Source organism: Pseudomonas sp. KH_050 (genome assembly GCF_057838875.1).
In genome coordinates, this window is sequence record NZ_CM174478.1 from 6,111,218 (window position 1) to 6,127,832 (window position 16,615).

Genomic DNA, 16,615 nt, shown 5'->3' on the forward strand with positions numbered 1-16,615 from the left:
GGGACTGCCGATTTACCTGCTTCCCAGACGGTCAACTCGCTCGTACCCCCAGAGTCCGCGAATAACCTTAAATTTTTGCTTCGCTTTACTTTGCTGCGGTCACGGCGTATGGCGCATAAGCCTGTTTGACCGCATATACGGCGGCGGCGCATTCCTGCCATTGTTTGCAATCCAGGGGCAGGCCTGGAGTTTTGATAGCGGAATCGTCCGAGCGTTTCCCCAGCACGTTGTGGTTGTTCATCAGTACCGCTTTTGAGCCATCCATGTTGATGAACCAGCAGTACCGTTCGGTCTTATCCGAAACCTCCCGCGACGCGCAAGTGGCGGCAACAAGTGGCTCATCTGCAGGAAGTGTCAGGCTGAATTTGCCGCTGGCATCGGTCTGAGTGGTGATCGCCGACTCCGGCGCTGCCTCAGCGTAGGGCTTAGCACCGGATACATAGAGTAGATCTTCGTAGGCATATCGCAGGTACCTCTCTTCATCATCCAACATTCCGCGAATTGTTTTATATTTTTTGTATTGCTGTTTCTCTACTACTTCGTTGTATATAGCTTCGGTGGCCGCATATTTCATATACTGTTTTTCAAATTTTTCAGAGTGTTTGGCTACATCGGAGGCCAATGCCTGGTACATTCTAAGTTCATAGTCTTTGATCACTTGCAGGGAATGAAACGACACGAAGAGACCCCCAAGTGGGATGCTTTCACCGCCCCGCGTGACTACAAATATTTGGCCTTGGTAAGTCTTGGCGGATGGTGCAAATTGAGGAGTTTTGGCCAACTGATCTGGTAGGCTGCCGATAGGTTTGCCTTGCTGATTGGTGTACAGCACGTAGGACGTCGAGGCAAAGGCAACTGTAAGTGTGGCGAAGATGAAGAGGAGTGCGTTTTTCATGCTCCAGCTACCTTCAATTCTTAAGTGGAAAACCCCGTTCTCAGTCAAGACCAATTCGCTAGAAAGTTCCAGCCAGGCTGCTTGGCTGTTTTTGTTTGATTCCAAAAGAAACTCGTCACTGAGCGAGTCTAGGTGTCTAACCTGGCCGGGCTTTGCATGATGGCGACGTCTCCCCCGGTTTGAGTAGTGCCAAGCTTTATAGTCAAACCCAAGCAGTCAATCACTGAGACAGCCCCCAAGGTGGCAAGTCCGAGTAGGGTTAGATCTGTCCGCTCCTGGCCGAACTCTGCCGCTGCTGACCGGCAGCTTTGGGTTGCGCCGCCGTTAGCTGATCCAGGCAAAACACAGTGACCGTTGCCTAATCCATCCAAAGAGGCTTCATAAAAGCGTTCGTTGTACTGAGATTTGTGGCTTTGTGCAGTGGCCATCCAAGCGCAGACGGCCATGAACTACTTGCCATGGGTAGACAGCTCTGGCTCACCCTCTTTGGCGGCAATCCCGACCATCCAATGGCCGCCAGGCTCCATGACTGCCGTCAGCAAGTCGTAGGTTTTGATCATGTCGACCAATCCGGAGTGCCCGTACACGCTAGGTGAAAAAGCTGGATCGGTGCGCTTCAGGTAGGCGCCCAGTAAGCCTGCTGTGACCTTACCTTCAGTTGCACCACTGGCCAGTAACGACACAGCCTCAACAACAAACTTGGGCCTGCGCTTAACCACATGAGTTGCAGACTCCTCCTTGCTCGAACCCGTTTTAGGGGAGCAATCTGATTGATTGATTATGGCAGAGGCTGCCATTTGCTCTACAGCGGGGGCCGGACGGTTCCACTCGAAAAACTGATCACTGGCATTTCGCAAAGCATCAGGTGTCTTAGCTTCACCGACAATGCATATTGATGCTCCACGCTCGCGAAGTTTGCGACACAGGTAGGCGAAGTCAGAGTCGCTGGTAACTAGGCAGAACATGTCTGCTCTGTGATCAAAAAGGGCTTCCAGTGCATCGAGCGCAAGGGCGATATCGGACGTGTTTTTGCCGGAGGCGTACTGGTATTGAAGGCAGGGAGTGAAGGCCAGGCGGACCAGAGCTTCCTGCCATTTATTGGCCAGCGTGGCATGGTTGCCATAACCGCGCCGTAGAACGATCCGACCGAACTGCGCGACAACCCGAAGAGCGTGCTCCAAAACGTCGGGTGAAACATTGTCGCAATCTACGAGCACGGCAACGCGCGCATCTCCAGCAGTAGGGTGAGTGGCCATCTTCAACATCCTTGAACGGTCGGTGTTCTTTGTCGATACCCGACACCCTACGATATGTTGGGAAGTTGAACCACAGGCAAACCTTACCCGCCATGAAATTACACTGAGTGGCGGTAGATGTTGAGGATTGAAAATTCTAGCGACTGCCTGCCTCACCCCTCGCGCTAAAAAGACCTTCCGCCCTGTCCTCACTCAATAGGCTCTCGAGCTGGACCCCGACAGCGGTTCATTAGATGAGAGTCTGATGATTGCTACGACGACCAAGTGGTATCGCTTCGGCTACCCAATGGATCACCCCTAATTTACTGGACTGATCCGACTGGCTCCTTTTGGCCGTTCACTGCCGGTCGCCTCTTTGGCGCGCAGCGGTCAACACAAGTGAAAACGGCCGTCAGACCCAAACTGGATGGTGATCGCCCGCCCCAGCTGGCTATACCGTTGACAGATTGCTTGATGATGGTTTATCCGCGCGCTCGCGCGTACTGCTCCGAAAACTATCAAATCCCCTCACCCGTTAGGGCGCTCATAAATCACCAATTTCTTTTGGCAACGACTGAAAACACTTCAGTGGTTCTGCAATCGAACCACTTCAGCTTCTCCTCGACTGGAGCGAGGAGTCCTACGGGATGCTCCAGGGGAGTGTGGTTGTGCTTCTCGCATAAACTCGCTGCTACTGCGCAGTAGCCACCTAAATGCATGGTACGCGCGACAGGCGATGATATGGTTGATGTAAAGATCACAGGCCTAGCGTCACTTGGACGTTGAATTGGCGGCGTTGGAATAGAGGCCTGTCCAAAGCTGGGCGGTGCGTTCGATCAGCTTCATGTACTGATGAATCATGGCGCGATTCGCCATGCTCGGGCTGTCAGTGGCCGATCCTAGTCATTCCGGCGCCATCATCACCGCGAGCGTCATCTTGATGAATTCCTCATTCTTGTCGATGGCTTCAAGGGCGCCGCGCACGTTGTCGGCGACGTCAGCTGCCCCCCCGCTGCTCGACCCAATTCGAAAGCTCCAAGATGGCAGCTTCGAGGGCAAGTTGATTTTCGTTGATTTTAAACAGCAGCGAGGGGAGCAGATCTGAGTTTGGCATGATGTTTCCTCCATGAAGAGGAAAGGTAGCAGGTGTTGACTGGTTGAGAATGGCCTACTGAGCAAAGGTGTATTAGCAGACGACCTTTCTTTCAAGGAGCCCTGAGATATCAATTGTTCGGATTCCCTTCGTAAATGAGCCTCACTGCAGTAAGGCTTTTTTCAGGAATCAACCATGCTCGGTAAGGAGTTTTGTTCAAGGTATTTAGCGCGGATGCCCTCATGTATGGGGACATTCAGTTGGGGTTGCTGGAAGGTGAAGAGTAATCAGTCAGCCACTCCTCCACTGTTTGTTCTTCCGGTAGCTTGCGCGAAAGGACAGGTTCGTTAACTGCCGTGTACCCGCGTGTACTGATTACCGTTTTACCGTGGTTTTCAGTCCCCGTAGTTGGATTCCCTTGGAGGCCTTGGTTTTGCTGGGCTGGAGCCAAATCCTTGTCCGGCACTTTTGTCCGGCAATAGTCCGTCGCTTGTCCGGCAATTGTCCGTCCGTTGTCCGGCTGAAAGGCGTTACGCACCTCAGCAGAAGTGAGGGAAAGGGGGCGGAGCGATGCGGTATCCAGCCGAGTTTTTTGGCCGGCCATCATATCTGCAACGAACAGGATGCCCCGCAGGTTGCCCAGATAGTCATGGAGCGCCGACAGACGCCCGGGCATGGAAAGCCCGGTTGATTGCCAGAAACGATAGAGATGGCTGCGCTTACCAATGCGAAAGTGCCCTTTCGGCAGTGGAGTGCCTTTTTTCCCTGCCTTGATGGTAAGTTTACGATTCAGCTCCGCGTTGAAGATTGCGTGAGTATCCAGGCCACCTACAAACGAGGGAAGCTGGATCGTCACACCAGCCGCCTTGTTTTCGCCGTACAAGCCCGTCGAATAACCACCGTACTCATATGCATCCATTCCGAGCGTGACCAGAATTTCGTGCAGAAGAGCTGGTGAGTATTTGTCCATCCAATCCTGAGGTACAGACTTACCACTGGACGGGCGAATGACAAGCCGACCAAGCTCGATACTGATTTCGTCTCCTCGGCTGAGCAATTTCCCGACGGTAACGGTCATTGGAGCACCAAGGCTTTGGTCAGTTTGTCCTCCAGTGCGATCAGGTCAGCTACAGCGGCCAGCGTCACCCGGTCGACGGCGAGCGGTTGAAGGTGCATCGAAACAGCTACTTTCAACAGGCAAGCAGGGACCGTCACCGCCTCTTGGCAGCGTTGAAAATCCTCCATGGTTTAAACCCCTGACTGAATGGCGTTGCGCTCGTTGCGAGCGGCGATATTGGAGTCGGCCTGGGCACCGAAGTAATGACACGCCACGCCATGATGTGGGTGGCTGTGATTATCGGTCAGCGTGATACGTGGGGTTTTGAGGGCGGGTTCTTGAATATGCAACGCCTTAACAGACGCAGCAGGCATCGGGATGCTCAGCGCAATCTGGGCGATGACCGTAGCCGCCGCGCCAGTTTGCAGGCGAGCCAGAAGGCGGGTGCGCTCTGTGTCGGCACTGGTATCAGTCAAGGTTTCTTTCTTGGGGGCGGCCTGTTGGGCGATCTTATTTTTCTCCAGCATGTTAGGCGACCTCGCCGGTATGGCCTGCAGTGCGATCGACCAGGAACTGCGCCAGATCATTCACGCGATAGCGCACCAGACGGCCAACCTTGACGAAAGGCAGGTTGTAGCGACCAGTAGAACGCCAGACGGCGAGGGTGGTCTCCTTCACGGTGAGGACAACGGAGGTCTCCGCAGGGTCTACGTAGACGGGCGGGTTTTTCGGGTCGTAGCCGAGCTGTGCGGCAATCTCGAGTTTGATCACGGCAATATTGGCGGCATGTGTGGTGGTCATGTGGATAGCTCCGTATTAGCTGGTAATGACGGAGCCAAGGATCACGGTCTGCGATGGGTAGGGCCGACGTACCCAACCCACTACCCACTTACCCACTTACCCGCAGACCCACTTACCCCTTACCCCTTACCCCTTACCCCTTACCCAACATTGCGACTGTGCGAGATACTTGCGAATCGTTTCATCCGAGTCTGGTAGATCGAGATATTCCTTTACCAGTTTCGCTAGTTGGCGAATGGAAGCCGGCTTTTGCCTTCCTCGTTGGATCTCCTCCCCAGCGTCGCACCAGCGTTGATACTCCATCGCTCGGGCATCCCCATCCTCGCGTGGCCTATTGGCGAAAGCTAGATTCTGCTGGCGAGTGCGAATCCCAAGCGCCGCGTCGGACTCGTTGAATTTTCTCGTAGGATGGGGAGTGGTCAGTGTTGGTTGCGTCTTCTGAGCAGTAATCAACTCCTCCAGCGCATCCTCATCGATGGGTATGTCGTGACCAACCCGTGCAGCCCAATCAAAAAATGCTTTGAGCTCCCGAGGAGTGAAGGGAAAGCCCAACGCTGGCTCATTTACTCTGCCTCTGGGGTGCCGGGTAAGTGCAGCCAGCTCCTTCGGTGTCAGATCGATACCTTCTGGGAGCTTTTTGATATATATGCCATCGGCTTTGATTTCAAAACCGTTGCCAAAGTTTTCGGGGTCAAGGTGGCCCGAGCAGTCCGCTTCGGCAAATTCCATGAACTCGGCATATCCCAGCTCCATGCCTTCCAACTCGATGCTATCCAATTCCATATCGTTTCTCAGGCGTCCTACAAAGTGTAACCAGCCAGGTGGGTAGGTGATCCGCTTTCACACCGTCGAGCTAGGCAGACCGTAACTTGATCATACGGGGGCGGTTCGCCCCATCGCTGCAGTGATCTTCTCCAACGCCTCGCGTACCGGATCAGTGGCTAAATGGGCATAGCGGGCGGTGGTCACTGTCGTCGTGTGCCCCAACAGCTTGCCAACCATCGGAAGGCTCACGCCTTGGCCGACCAGCCAGCTTGCCGTTGTATGGCGAAGGTCATGGATGTGAAGGTCTGGAATTTCGGCCAGCGCCAACTCCGCAGCAAAGGCCTTGAGCATGGCATGCCAAGTCTTGCGAATTTCACCCATATGACCCGCCTTGGTCGGTGCGGGAAAAACCCAATCCCGGCTCACACCGACACGCTGGCGCAGAATCTCCAGAGCAGGTGGCGTCACCGGTATCGTATGGATCAGCTTGTTCTTGTGATGACTGCTGGGAATCGTCCAGATAGCAGTATTCAAGTCCAATTGGTCCCAACGCATCGCCTTGACGTTTCCCGACCGCGCCCCCGTGAACAGACACAGCCTGACCATGTCCGCTACGTCTTGGTTGCCTACGGAGTCGATGGCCTTGAACAAGGCCGGCATCTGCGAGGGTTTGATCCACTCTTCTCGCCGAACTTCGTGGTTGTCCTTGAGCGTTGACCAAGGATTGCGAAGGTCCAGGCCGTGATGCTTGATGGCATGGTTCCACATGGCACGGGCCAGCCGTTTCACGTGATTCGCCTCTACCGGCCCACTAACCACCGTGACATCACGAAAAATCTTGCCCACCAAGGCCGCGCTAATCTCACTCACGCGGCGTTTGGCGCGCTCTTTCAGGTGGCAGTCATACAGCCGCTGATCTTTCTTCCAACTGCGCTTGATCGGCTTGTCGGGAGACGGCCCGAGTGCACGCTCGCTTTTCCAGACATCCCACAAGTCGCCAACGGTCAACTCATCCTTTCTGGCAGAGGCAGCAGCGCGAACGCTCTCACCGGCATTCAGGCTCTTGAGCTTCTGCCGGGCTCCGACGCGGGCCTGTTCGACGGTCATGTCTGGAAACGTCCCCAGGCGTATGAACTCGTTATTGCCCTTGCGTCCCATGCCCGCGACGCGACGAATTACATAGAAGGTCTTGGAGCCTGCCGGAGTAACACAAAGGGAAAGCCCTAGGGTCTTGGCGTCCCGATACCAAGCACGCTTATCGGTCGGCTTGATTCCGTCCAAGGCAGTCTTGGTGAAACTGAAAGCGGTTTCTGTCGTGTTCACTGCATGCTTTCCGAACTGGGCTGTCAATCACCGGTCAATCACCAGTGGTCAAAAACCGTTAAACTTCGTAAAACAAGAATATGGCTGAAGCCCAATAAATACAAGGCTTTATCAATACTGGTAAAGCTGGGTAAAACGAAGAAAAAGAGACTCATAATCCCTTGGTCGCAGGTTCGAGTCCTGCTGGGCCCACCATACAAATTAAAGGCTTACGCTTAACGGCGTAGGCCTTTTTTGTTGGGCGGGTGGTTTTCGTACCTATGTAAAGTCTGTAAGGCGGGCCTGCCGCTGGTCTGTTGCGATGGGTAACCACACAGGTAGGTATACGATGGAATTCGCGCCGATTTATTCCCACTTGCCGGGCGCTTGATAAATGCAGGCTAAAACGGAGTAGCTACCATGCCTACCCTTTCGATTGATTCACACACCCGACTGCTTATCGCCAAAGCCATCATCTCTACCACAGGTGAAGCCGAAGCTATTCGTATCGTCCCGCTACCGGACGGCGGGCAATTGTTGGTGATGTTCAACTGTGGGCATATCGCCGTTGACTTCGTTTCAGAGCAGGACGATCTGTTTGACAGCCAGCGCCTCGTGTTCGACGTGTCCGCACTGGTCACGGATGACATGGAAAGCAATCGCGGCGATTGGGTCGGGTTGTTCCGACCCTGAGAAACCAGGCCACCGCAAGGTGGCCTTTTTTTATCGCCGACCGCGCTTGGCCAGCACCACAGGGGGTTGAGGTCGCTAGGGACCTCTCTCAGACACCACTACATAATCCTTTGGTCCACGGTTCAAGTCCGTGTGGGCCCACTGATTTTTGTTTTACGCGGATGCCAGAATATCGGATGACTCCCGTTGAGGTTGTAGGCAAACTCCGAGAATTGCGTAATGGGTGCGTTTGGGCACTTAGCCGCCTTGTTGGCGCTCTCTTCGACGGAATACCCTCCGGACGTCGCTGCCAATGCAGCGATCGGGTGTGGTAACCCGGTGAAACCAGCGCAATAGTGCACTCATCACGAGTACAGGCAGTTTTCTATGCCTGTGATCCTGATATGGCGGCTGTGCGTGGGACGCCCTCGGGCGTGCCGGTTTCCTTGGTTCCCGGTTTACCACCCTGCGTACAGCTGCCACCCCTTCGTGTGGTAACGAAAATGGCGGCTCCTCGAACCCAGGAGTAAAACCATGACCAAAGCAAATCCGTCCGCACCTTCAGAACTGAAAACCATCGGCTTCACGCCTTTCATCTATTGCTCGGATCAGCCGCTGTTCCACGTTTGTCGTGGCATTCCCATTGGCGATGCATTGGCACAGGCCTCCGATCTGCTGTTCCTCGCCAAGTCATTCACCGAGGATGCCGCCTACGCAAAAGACACCGACCGCCACGCCTGGGCTGCGCATTATCTGACGGCTATGAGCAAAGCGGTGATTGATGATGTGGTGAAGGTGCTGACACCGAGCCCCGCTCGGACGGCGACGGAGTCCGAACAATAGCGCGGGCTGATCCTTTGAAATACGCCCCGATTTTTCGGGGTTTCCAGATCGTGATCGGGACCGCCGCTGTAATGCCCGCCCCTTTACTGCGTCCAACGGCGAGCTGGATGCTTACGCCCAAACACTTAACGCTGGAATAGCCTGCACTCGCGGCAGCTGTTCAAGCATTTTGCCCGTCAACACGACCTCATACGAATCCTCAGCTCTCCCCCACAGGTCCACGAGGACCATGCGGTCTACCAGAACCCCTCCCAATCCGGTAATCGTATCGGCCAATTCCTCTACGATTTTTTGGGTCCTCGACCACAAGCGATCATTAATCTCTGTCAGCTCAGCAATGATGCGGTCAGACGACGCCGGATCCGTATCGGGGTAGGCGATATTTCGAAGCAAGTGCCGTAACTCTCTAATTTTCGCGGAATCCTGTTCAGCTCCAAGCCCTCCTTTCAGGATTGCTTCCGCTTTCGGCTCATCGACGTGTTTTTCGGGCGAATGCTTTGGGGGTAGTGTCTGCCCCATCGCTCCGGCGAAGAGGACCATCATCCGACCTTCCAAATGTTCCTTCATTTCTTCGATCGACGAAATTGACCGCGCCAGGGTAATGGAAGCCCCTCCGTGGTGCGCCAAGCCCACGGTAACTTTCAGGGTCACATCACCCGTTTCAAAGCCCAAAGCTCGGGCTACTACGTAGTGCCCCATTTCATGATGCGCAATCTGCAGTGCATAGTCTCGCAGAGCAGCAGGCATGCTCTTCATTTCGATCCTCTCGCTTCAAAGCCCCTGGTTGCGCATTCGACTACGAGTGACAGTTCGTGTCCATTCAATTCACCCGTTGATGGCGTGGAGTGCCTGTAACATGCTCAGCCATTGACGCATGCCGCCGGAGACTACCTTGCCTGACACCCGCCCTCCCGTTCTCGATGAAATCGACCGCCAACTGATTGCGGCGCTGCAGATCAATGCCCGCGAAAGCGTGGCCATGCTTGCCCGGCAGCTGGGCATCGCCCGCACCACGGTCACCTCACGCCTGGCGCGGCTGGAGAAGGCCCGGGTGATTACCGGCTACGGTGTGCGTCTCGGCCAGCGGCTGGTCGATGGCGGGTTGCAGGCCTATGTCGGGATTACCGTGCAGCCGCGCTCCGGCAAGGAAGTGCTGCGCCGGCTCAGTGCCATGGCCCAGGTGCAGCAGCTGTGTGCGGTGAGTGGCGAGTTTGATTACGTGGCGTGGCTGCGCACTGACTCGCCGGAACAGCTCGACCAGTTGCTCGACCAGATTGGCAGCGTCGATGGCGTGGAGAAAACCACCACTTCGATCATTCTCAGCAGCAAGATCGATCGCGGGCAGCCGGGTTAAGGCCGTCCGAAGATCCCCCGTAGCAGCTGGCGAAGCCTGCGTTCGAGCGCGAAGCGGTCGCAGTTCAGTCGACGCGTACTACCTGGGGTAATGCGCTAACAGGTTTACGACCGTTTCGCGGCCGGACGCAGGCTACTACGGAGGCCAGACAGTCATTTAGCTCATTAGCCTCGTCACATTGCTAAACAAGCATTCATATCGACGACACTTTGCGTCTTATTAACGTGTTCTACACTCCCTAGAATGGCGGCTGTCTTTTCCTCCTTCCAAACTCACAGCGGTCACAACCGCGCGAGTCGCCAGCAAGGTCAGCCATGAACAAGAACAATCGCCATCCTGCAGACGGTAAAAAACCGGTCACTATCTTCGGCCCGGACTTCCCTTTCGCGTTCGACGACTGGATCGAGCATCCGGCCGGCCTGGGCAGTATTCCAACGCAGCACCACGGGGCCGAAGTGGCGATCGTCGGTGCCGGGATCGCCGGGCTGGTGGCGGCTTACGAGCTGATGAAGCTGGGCCTGAAACCGGTGGTTTATGAGGCTTCGAAAATGGGCGGGCGTTTGCGCTCCCAGGCCTTTGAAGGCGCCGAAGGCATCATCGCCGAACTCGGCGGTATGCGTTTCCCGGTGTCGTCCACCGCGTTCTATCATTATGTCGACAAGCTTGGCCTGGAAACCAAACCCTTCCCCAACCCGCTGACACCCGCGTCGGGCAGCACGGTTATCGACCTCGAAGGCCAGACCCACTACGCGCAGAAGCTCGCCGACCTGCCCGCACTGTTCCAGGAAGTCGCCGACGCCTGGGCCGATGCATTGGAGGAAGGTTCGCGCTTCGGCGAGATCCAGCAAGCGATCCGCGACCGCGATGTGCCGCGCTTGAAAGAGCTGTGGAACACCCTGGTTCCGCTCTGGGATGACCGCACCTTCTACGACTTCGTCGCCACCTCGAAAGCCTTCGCCAAGTTGTCCTTCCATCACCGTGAAGTGTTTGGCCAGGTTGGCTTCGGTACCGGCGGCTGGGATTCGGATTTCCCCAACTCGATGCTGGAAATTTTCCGCGTGGTGATGACCAACTGCGATGACCACCAGCACCTGGTGGTTGGCGGCGTCGAACAAGTACCGCTGGGCATCTGGCGGCATGTACCCGAGCGTTGCGCTCATTGGCCCGCCGGCACCAGCCTGAGCTCGCTGCACAGCGGTGCGCCGCGCACTGGCGTTAAACGCATCGCCCACGCGGCCAACGGTCGTTTTGCCGTCACCGACAACTGGGGCGATACCCGGGAATACGCAGCAGTGCTGACCACTTGCCAGAGTTGGCTGCTGACCACCCAGATTGAATGCGACGAAAGCTTGTTCTCACAGAAAATGTGGATGGCCCTGGACCGCACCCGCTACATGCAGTCGTCGAAAACCTTTGTCATGGTCGACCGGCCGTTCTGGAAAGACAAAGATCCGGAAACCGGGCGCGACCTGATGAGCATGACCCTCACCGACCGCCTGACCCGTGGCACTTACCTCTTCGACAATGGCGACGACAAACCGGGGGTGATCTGCCTGTCGTACTCATGGATGAGCGACGCGTTGAAAATGCTCCCGCAACCGGTGGAAAAACGCGTGAAGCTGGCGTTGGACGCATTGAAGAAGATCTACCCGAAAGTAGATATCGCCGCGCGCATTATCGGCGACCCGATCACCGTATCCTGGGAAGCCGATCCGCATTTCCTCGGTGCCTTCAAGGGTGCGCTGCCGGGCCACTATCGCTATAACCAGCGCATGTATGCACACTTCATGCAGCAAGACATGCCCGTCGAGCAGCGCGGAATCTTCATTGCAGGCGACGATGTTTCATGGACCCCGGCATGGGTTGAAGGCGCGGTGCAGACTTCGCTGAACGCCGTGTGGGGCATCATGAAACACTTCGGCGGCGAAACTCATGCGCAGAATCCTGGCCCGGGTGATGTGTTCCATGAAATCGGCCCGATAGCCCTGCCCGAGTGACAGGAGTTCGATATGCGAGTAGCCCTTTACCAATGCCCGCCGCTGCCACTGGATGTCGCCGGCAATCTGCAGCGTCTGCAACACCTGGCAATGGAAGCCGGGGACGCGGATCTGCTGGTGCTGCCGGAGATGTTCCTGACCGGTTACAACATCGGCGTCGAGGCCGTCGGCGCATTGGCCGAGGCGCGGGACGGCGAGTCGGCGCAACACATTGCGAGCATCGCCAAGGCCTCGGGCGTCGCCATCCTCTATGGCTACCCGGAGCGCGGCGACGACGGGCAGATCTACAACGCCGTGCAGTTGATCGATGCCAAGGGCCAAAGCCTGTGCAATTACCGCAAGACTCACTTGTTCGGTGAACTCGATCACTCGATGTTCAGTGTCGGCCCGGACAAGTTTCCACTGGTGGAGCTGAACGGCTGGAAGCTTGGGTTCCTGATCTGCTATGACCTCGAATTCCCGGAAAACGCCCGGCGTCTGGCCTTGGCCGGTGCCGAGCTGATTCTGGTGCCGACGGCGAATATGATTCCGTACGACTTTATCGCCGACGTCACCGTGCGGGCCCGCGCCTTCGAAAACCAGTGTTATGTGGCGTACGCCAACTACTGCGGCCATGAAGGCGAGATCCACTACTGCGGTCAAAGCAGCATTGCCGCACCGAACGGCAGCCGCATCGCCCAGGCAGGTCTGGATGAGGCGCTGATCGCTGGAACGCTGGATCGGCAGTTGATGCTCGATTCCCGCGCCGCCAATCGCTACCTCCTTGATCGCCGACCCGAGCTTTATGGCGAGCTGAACAAGCGCTGATCTGTGGTTTTCGCTAGCATGAGCGCTTCTTACGTAGCGGAAGTGCTCATGCCTGCGCCGACCCACCTTCTCCCTCACACCGAAACCCTGGCCAACGGCCTACGGGTTTCGCTTCGTCATGCGCCCGGCTTGAAACGCTGCGCCGCTGCTTTACGGGTTGCCGCCGGCAGCCACGACGTACCGCCGGCCTGGCCTGGCCTGGCGCACTTTCTTGAGCACCTGTTGTTTCTCGGCACCGAACGCTTTCCCGCAAACGATGGGTTGATGGCCTACGTGCAACGCCACGGCGGACAGCTGAACGCTAGCACCCGCGAGCGCACCACCGATTTCTTCTTCGAATTGCAACCTAATGCCTTCGCTGGCGGACTTGAGCGTTTGTGCGACATGCTCGCCCACCCGCGTCTGAATCCGGACGATCAGTTGCGCGAACGGGAAGTACTGGAAGCGGAGTTCATTGCCTGGTCTCAGGATGCTGAGGCGCAGCGACACGTCGCCTTGTTCAACGGGCTCTCGCCCGATCATCCCTTGCGTGGTTTCCATGCCGGCAACCGCGACAGCCTGGCGGTGCAACAACCGGAGTTTCAACAGGCATTAAGCGCGCTTTATCAGCGCTTCTTTCAGACCGGCCAAATGACCTTGAGCCTTGCCGGGCCACAGTCTGTGGATGAATTACTGAGCTTGGCGCAACGCTTCAGCACCGACTTCACCGTCGGTGAGCAGCAACCGCAAAGCGCCCCGCCCACATTGATGACAACCGCAAATGGCCGTTATCAACAGACTGACGAACGCCGATTCAACCTGCTGTTTACGCTTGAACGCTTGCCGGACGCCTCCGGTGAAGCGTTGGATTTTCTCTGCACCTGGCTGAACGCTTCGAAACCGGGAGGCTTGTTCGCCGAGTTACGCCAGCGTCAACTGATCGACAACCTGAAGGCGACGCCGCTGTACCAGTTCGCCGGGCAAGCGGTGCTGCACGTTGAATTCAAGCTGACGGCCAACACCGCAACGCAAACCGGGACAATCAGCGAGCTGCTTGGCGATTGGCTGAGTTTCTTCGCCAGCCATGCCGATTGGTCTGAACTGCGCGAAGAATATGCCTTGTTGCAACGGCGAAAACATCAGGCCAGCAACGCCTTGACGCTTGCCCGTCTGGATTGCGAGAAGTTGAAGCCAGAACTCTCGGAGTCGGGTGCGATTGCCCTCAAGGCGATCTTGCAACAGATGAATCCGATGCCTGTGGATAACTTGACTGTCGCTTGGCAGCTGCCGCCTGCCAACCCTTTCCTACGCACCGCCGAGGCGCCAGCGCCGGCTGGTTTGATCCGTGGACAAACCAGCGCCCATAGGGGCTTGCGCACGTTTGCCCAGGATCGAACGCGCAGTCGCCGTGAACGTTCGCCCATGCAGTTCAGCCCGGCACTGGCGGACGACAGCGGCGAAGCGGCGATTTGCCTGCGCTGGCGTCTCGACACGGCACCGTCAGCCAATCTTCAACCGATACTCGCCCGCAGTCTGCAAAGCCTGTGCGACGACGCCCGTCAGGCGGGCGTCGATCTGTCCTTCAGCGAAACGGGCAACCAATGGCTGCTGAAAATGAGCGGGCTGCATGAGCCGATGCCGGCGATTCTCGAACAGGCGCTGCTGTGTCTGACGAAACCCGCCGCCGATGCCTGGAAAAGCAATGACTCGCCTGTGCCGATGATTGCGATTCGGCAGTTGCTCAAAGAGCTGCCCGAGCAATGCCTGGGACAGAGCCCGCGTCCTGCGCCGCAGCCTGTCAGCCATGAGGATCTGCAACAACAGTGGGCCACTGCACGCTGGGATGGACTGAGCGCAGGTCTGCCGGCAACCGGTCAAACGGCAATCACCCGTGTATTGAGCCGCGTGCCTGGCATTCCCGACAGTAGGATGACAGCGGCCGCCTCCATTGCCGGCCAACACCTCTGGAGTGAAGTGCCCAGCGACGCCAATGAAAATGCGCTGCTGCTGTTTTGCCCTACGCCCACTCAGGCACTGGCCGACGAAGCCGCGTGGCGCCTGCTGGCCCAACTTTGCCAAACGCCTTTCTATCAGCGCCTGCGGGTCGAACTGCAATTGGGCTATGCGGTGTTCAGCGGCGTCCGCCAGATCAACGGGCAGACCGGGCTGCTGTTCGGCGTGCAATCGCCGAACGCATCGGTGAAAGAGATCCTCGAACACATCGAAGCCTTCTTGAAGCAACTGCCCGAACTCATCTCGACGCTCGATGATGCGCCTTTGATCAATCAACGTCAGACCCTGGCCGAACAACTCGACGGCAATACCATGCCGTTTGCCCAGGCCTTTGAACTGCTGTGGCAGGGCAAACTGGGCGGCCATTCGTCGGATTACCTGCTTCAGTTGCAACAGTCCGTTTTGCTACTGGACCGCACAGCGTTGCTCGACGCGGCAAGGCGGTTGATTCACGCAGAAGGTGGCCGTAGATGCCTGGCCAGCGGTGCCTGCCCGGATGGCACCTGGCAACCGACTGCCGGATCATTACCGGGGCTGTAATGAGCTTTCTTCAATAGATATCTCCAATTAGCGGAAACGTTTCAGTAACATAGCCCGGCAAGCATCTGAACACCTCCCACGGGAGGTGGACTATATGTATAGAGTGAATTTTTCTCACCCGCCTGAAGGAACGTTTTTATGACCTGGTCCAAACCTGCTTACACCGACCTGCGTATCGGCTTTGAAGTCACCATGTACTTTGCTAGCCGTTGATGTATAGCGCAGCGCAACGCCTCGGCTAGCCGGGGCGTTTTCATTTTCAGCTTTTGTGTGATGGAGCGGCCATGTTTGTCCAGATTTTAGGTTCCGCCGCTGGCGGTGGTTTTCCGCAGTGGAACTGCAACTGCGTGAACTGCGCAGGTTTTCGCGACGGCAGCCTGAGGGCCGAGGCGCGTACTCAGTCATCCATCGCAATTTCCGATGACGGCGTGAACTGGGTGCTGTGCAATGCCTCGCCGGACATCCGCGCACAGCTGCAAAACTTCGCCCCGATGCAACCGGGCCGCGCCCTGCGTGATACCGGGATCAGCGCGATCATCCTGATGGACAGCCAGATCGATCACACCACCGGCCTGCTCAGCCTGCGAGAAGGTTGCCCACACCAGGTCTGGTGCACCGACATGGTCCACGAGGACCTGAGTACCGGTTTCCCGCTGTTCACCATGCTCACTCACTGGAATGGCGGGCTGAACTGGAACCGCATCGAGCTCGAAGGCACGTTCACCATCCCCGCCTGCCCGAACCTGCGCTTCACCCCGCTACCGCTGCGCAGCGCCGCACCGCCCTACTCGCCCCATCGCTTCGACCCACACCCCGGCGACAACATCGGGCTGATCGTCGAAGACCTGCGCACTGGCGGCAAGCTGTTCTATGCCCCAGGCCTGGGCAAGGTCGATGCACCGTTGCTGGAAATCATGGCCGGCAGCGACTGTTTGTTGGTGGACGGCACGATGTGGGACGACGACGAAATGCAGCGCCGTGGGGTTGGCACCCGTACCGGTCGGGAAATGGGCCATCTGGCACAGAACGGCCCCGGCGGTATGCTGGAAGTGCTGGAACAGTTGCCCAAGCAGCGCAAAATACTTATCCACATCAACAACACCAACCCGATCCTCGACGAAGACTCCGCCGAACGTACCGAACTTCTACGACGAAATGTCGAGGTGGCTTACGACGGAATGAGTATTGAGCTGTAACAGGCAATCGATTCAAGATCACTCGCGGGCACAATACCTGTGGCGAGGGAGCTTGCTCCCGCTCGG

General features: G+C 56.9%; 17 protein-coding genes and 1 pseudogene. 8 read left to right on the forward strand and 10 right to left on the reverse strand.

Translation table 11 applies throughout. From position 1 onward, the window contains the following. Window positions 1–85: 85 nt before the first annotated feature. The 9 genes and pseudogenes from AC3IUA_RS28170 to AC3IUA_RS28210 form a co-directional block, all read right to left on the reverse strand. A complete protein-coding gene (locus AC3IUA_RS28170; protein ID WP_489358042.1) occupies window positions 86–895 on the reverse strand; it encodes a hypothetical protein in 810 nt (269 codons plus the stop codon). Between the two features lie 449 nt (window positions 896–1,344). Beyond that, window positions 1,345–2,151, reverse strand: a complete 807-nt coding sequence (locus tag AC3IUA_RS28175; RefSeq protein WP_489358043.1) for an NYN domain-containing protein — start codon at window positions 2,149–2,151, stop codon at window positions 1,345–1,347. 882 nt (window positions 2,152–3,033) lie between these two features. After that, a pseudogene (locus AC3IUA_RS28180) lies at window positions 3,034–3,244 on the reverse strand (hypothetical protein). 235 nt (window positions 3,245–3,479) lie between these two features. Continuing rightward, the gene (locus AC3IUA_RS28185) at window positions 3,480–4,301 is read right to left on the reverse strand and encodes a hypothetical protein (RefSeq protein ID WP_489358044.1); all 822 of its coding nucleotides are present in this window, start codon (window positions 4,299–4,301) and stop codon (window positions 3,480–3,482) included. Beyond that, complete coding sequence (locus AC3IUA_RS28190; RefSeq protein ID WP_489358045.1) at window positions 4,298–4,468, reverse strand: hypothetical protein; 171 nt, start codon at window positions 4,466–4,468, stop codon at window positions 4,298–4,300. Before AC3IUA_RS28190 ends, AC3IUA_RS28185 begins: the two co-directional genes overlap by 4 nt. Window positions 4,469–4,471: 3 nt before the next feature. After that, window positions 4,472–4,807 carry a helix-turn-helix domain-containing protein gene (locus tag AC3IUA_RS28195; RefSeq protein WP_489358046.1) on the reverse strand — a complete coding sequence of 112 codons (336 nt, stop codon included), beginning with the start codon at window positions 4,805–4,807 and terminating at the stop codon, window positions 4,472–4,474. Between the two features lies 1 nt (window position 4,808). Next, entirely contained in the window at window positions 4,809–5,081 is a 273-nt protein-coding gene (locus AC3IUA_RS28200) for a helix-turn-helix domain-containing protein (RefSeq protein ID WP_489358047.1), read from the reverse strand. A 126-nt stretch (window positions 5,082–5,207) separates the two neighbouring features. Continuing rightward, complete coding sequence (locus tag AC3IUA_RS28205) at window positions 5,208–5,864, reverse strand: hypothetical protein (RefSeq protein WP_489358048.1); 657 nt, start codon at window positions 5,862–5,864, stop codon at window positions 5,208–5,210. Window positions 5,865–5,954: 90 nt separating this feature from the next. Continuing rightward, a complete protein-coding gene (locus tag AC3IUA_RS28210; protein ID WP_489358049.1) occupies window positions 5,955–7,169 on the reverse strand; it encodes a tyrosine-type recombinase/integrase in 1,215 nt (404 codons plus the stop codon). A 399-nt stretch (window positions 7,170–7,568) separates the two neighbouring features. Here AC3IUA_RS28210 and AC3IUA_RS28215 point away from each other — a divergent pair, with 399 nt between their 5' ends. Further along, a complete protein-coding gene (locus AC3IUA_RS28215) occupies window positions 7,569–7,841 on the forward strand; it encodes a hypothetical protein (RefSeq protein WP_489358050.1) in 273 nt (90 codons plus the stop codon). Window positions 7,842–8,354: 513 nt separating this feature from the next. Beyond that, the gene (locus tag AC3IUA_RS28220) at window positions 8,355–8,663 is read left to right on the forward strand and encodes a DUF3077 domain-containing protein (RefSeq protein WP_489358051.1); all 309 of its coding nucleotides are present in this window, start codon (window positions 8,355–8,357) and stop codon (window positions 8,661–8,663) included. A gap of 111 nt (window positions 8,664–8,774) precedes the next feature. On the opposite strand, the gene AC3IUA_RS28225 is transcribed toward AC3IUA_RS28220, so the two are convergent. Then, complete coding sequence (locus AC3IUA_RS28225) at window positions 8,775–9,419, reverse strand: peptidase M41 (RefSeq protein ID WP_489358052.1); 645 nt, start codon at window positions 9,417–9,419, stop codon at window positions 8,775–8,777. Window positions 9,420–9,555: 136 nt separating this feature from the next. Between AC3IUA_RS28225 and AC3IUA_RS28230 the strand changes: the two genes are divergently transcribed. From AC3IUA_RS28230 to pqqB, 6 genes are all read left to right on the forward strand, one after another. Continuing rightward, the gene (locus tag AC3IUA_RS28230; protein ID WP_489358053.1) at window positions 9,556–10,017 is read left to right on the forward strand and encodes an Lrp/AsnC family transcriptional regulator; all 462 of its coding nucleotides are present in this window, start codon (window positions 9,556–9,558) and stop codon (window positions 10,015–10,017) included. 314 nt (window positions 10,018–10,331) lie between these two features. Further along, on the forward strand, window positions 10,332–12,014 hold the full coding sequence (locus AC3IUA_RS28235) for a flavin monoamine oxidase family protein (RefSeq protein ID WP_489358055.1): 1,683 nt from the start codon (window positions 10,332–10,334) through the stop codon (window positions 12,012–12,014). 12 nt (window positions 12,015–12,026) lie between these two features. Next, window positions 12,027–12,821, forward strand: a complete 795-nt coding sequence (locus tag AC3IUA_RS28240) for a carbon-nitrogen hydrolase family protein (protein WP_489358056.1) — start codon at window positions 12,027–12,029, stop codon at window positions 12,819–12,821. 48 nt (window positions 12,822–12,869) lie between these two features. Beyond that, window positions 12,870–15,353, forward strand: coding sequence for a pyrroloquinoline quinone biosynthesis protein PqqF (pqqF, locus tag AC3IUA_RS28245; protein ID WP_489362509.1), 2,484 nt, complete (start codon window positions 12,870–12,872; stop codon window positions 15,351–15,353). Window positions 15,354–15,491: 138 nt separating this feature from the next. Further along, window positions 15,492–15,566 carry a pyrroloquinoline quinone precursor peptide PqqA gene (pqqA, locus tag AC3IUA_RS28250; protein ID WP_003194766.1) on the forward strand — a complete coding sequence of 25 codons (75 nt, stop codon included), beginning with the start codon at window positions 15,492–15,494 and terminating at the stop codon, window positions 15,564–15,566. A 71-nt stretch (window positions 15,567–15,637) separates the two neighbouring features. Then, the gene (gene pqqB, locus AC3IUA_RS28255) at window positions 15,638–16,549 is read left to right on the forward strand and encodes a pyrroloquinoline quinone biosynthesis protein PqqB (RefSeq protein ID WP_489358057.1); all 912 of its coding nucleotides are present in this window, start codon (window positions 15,638–15,640) and stop codon (window positions 16,547–16,549) included. Window positions 16,550–16,615 lie beyond the last annotated feature (66 nt).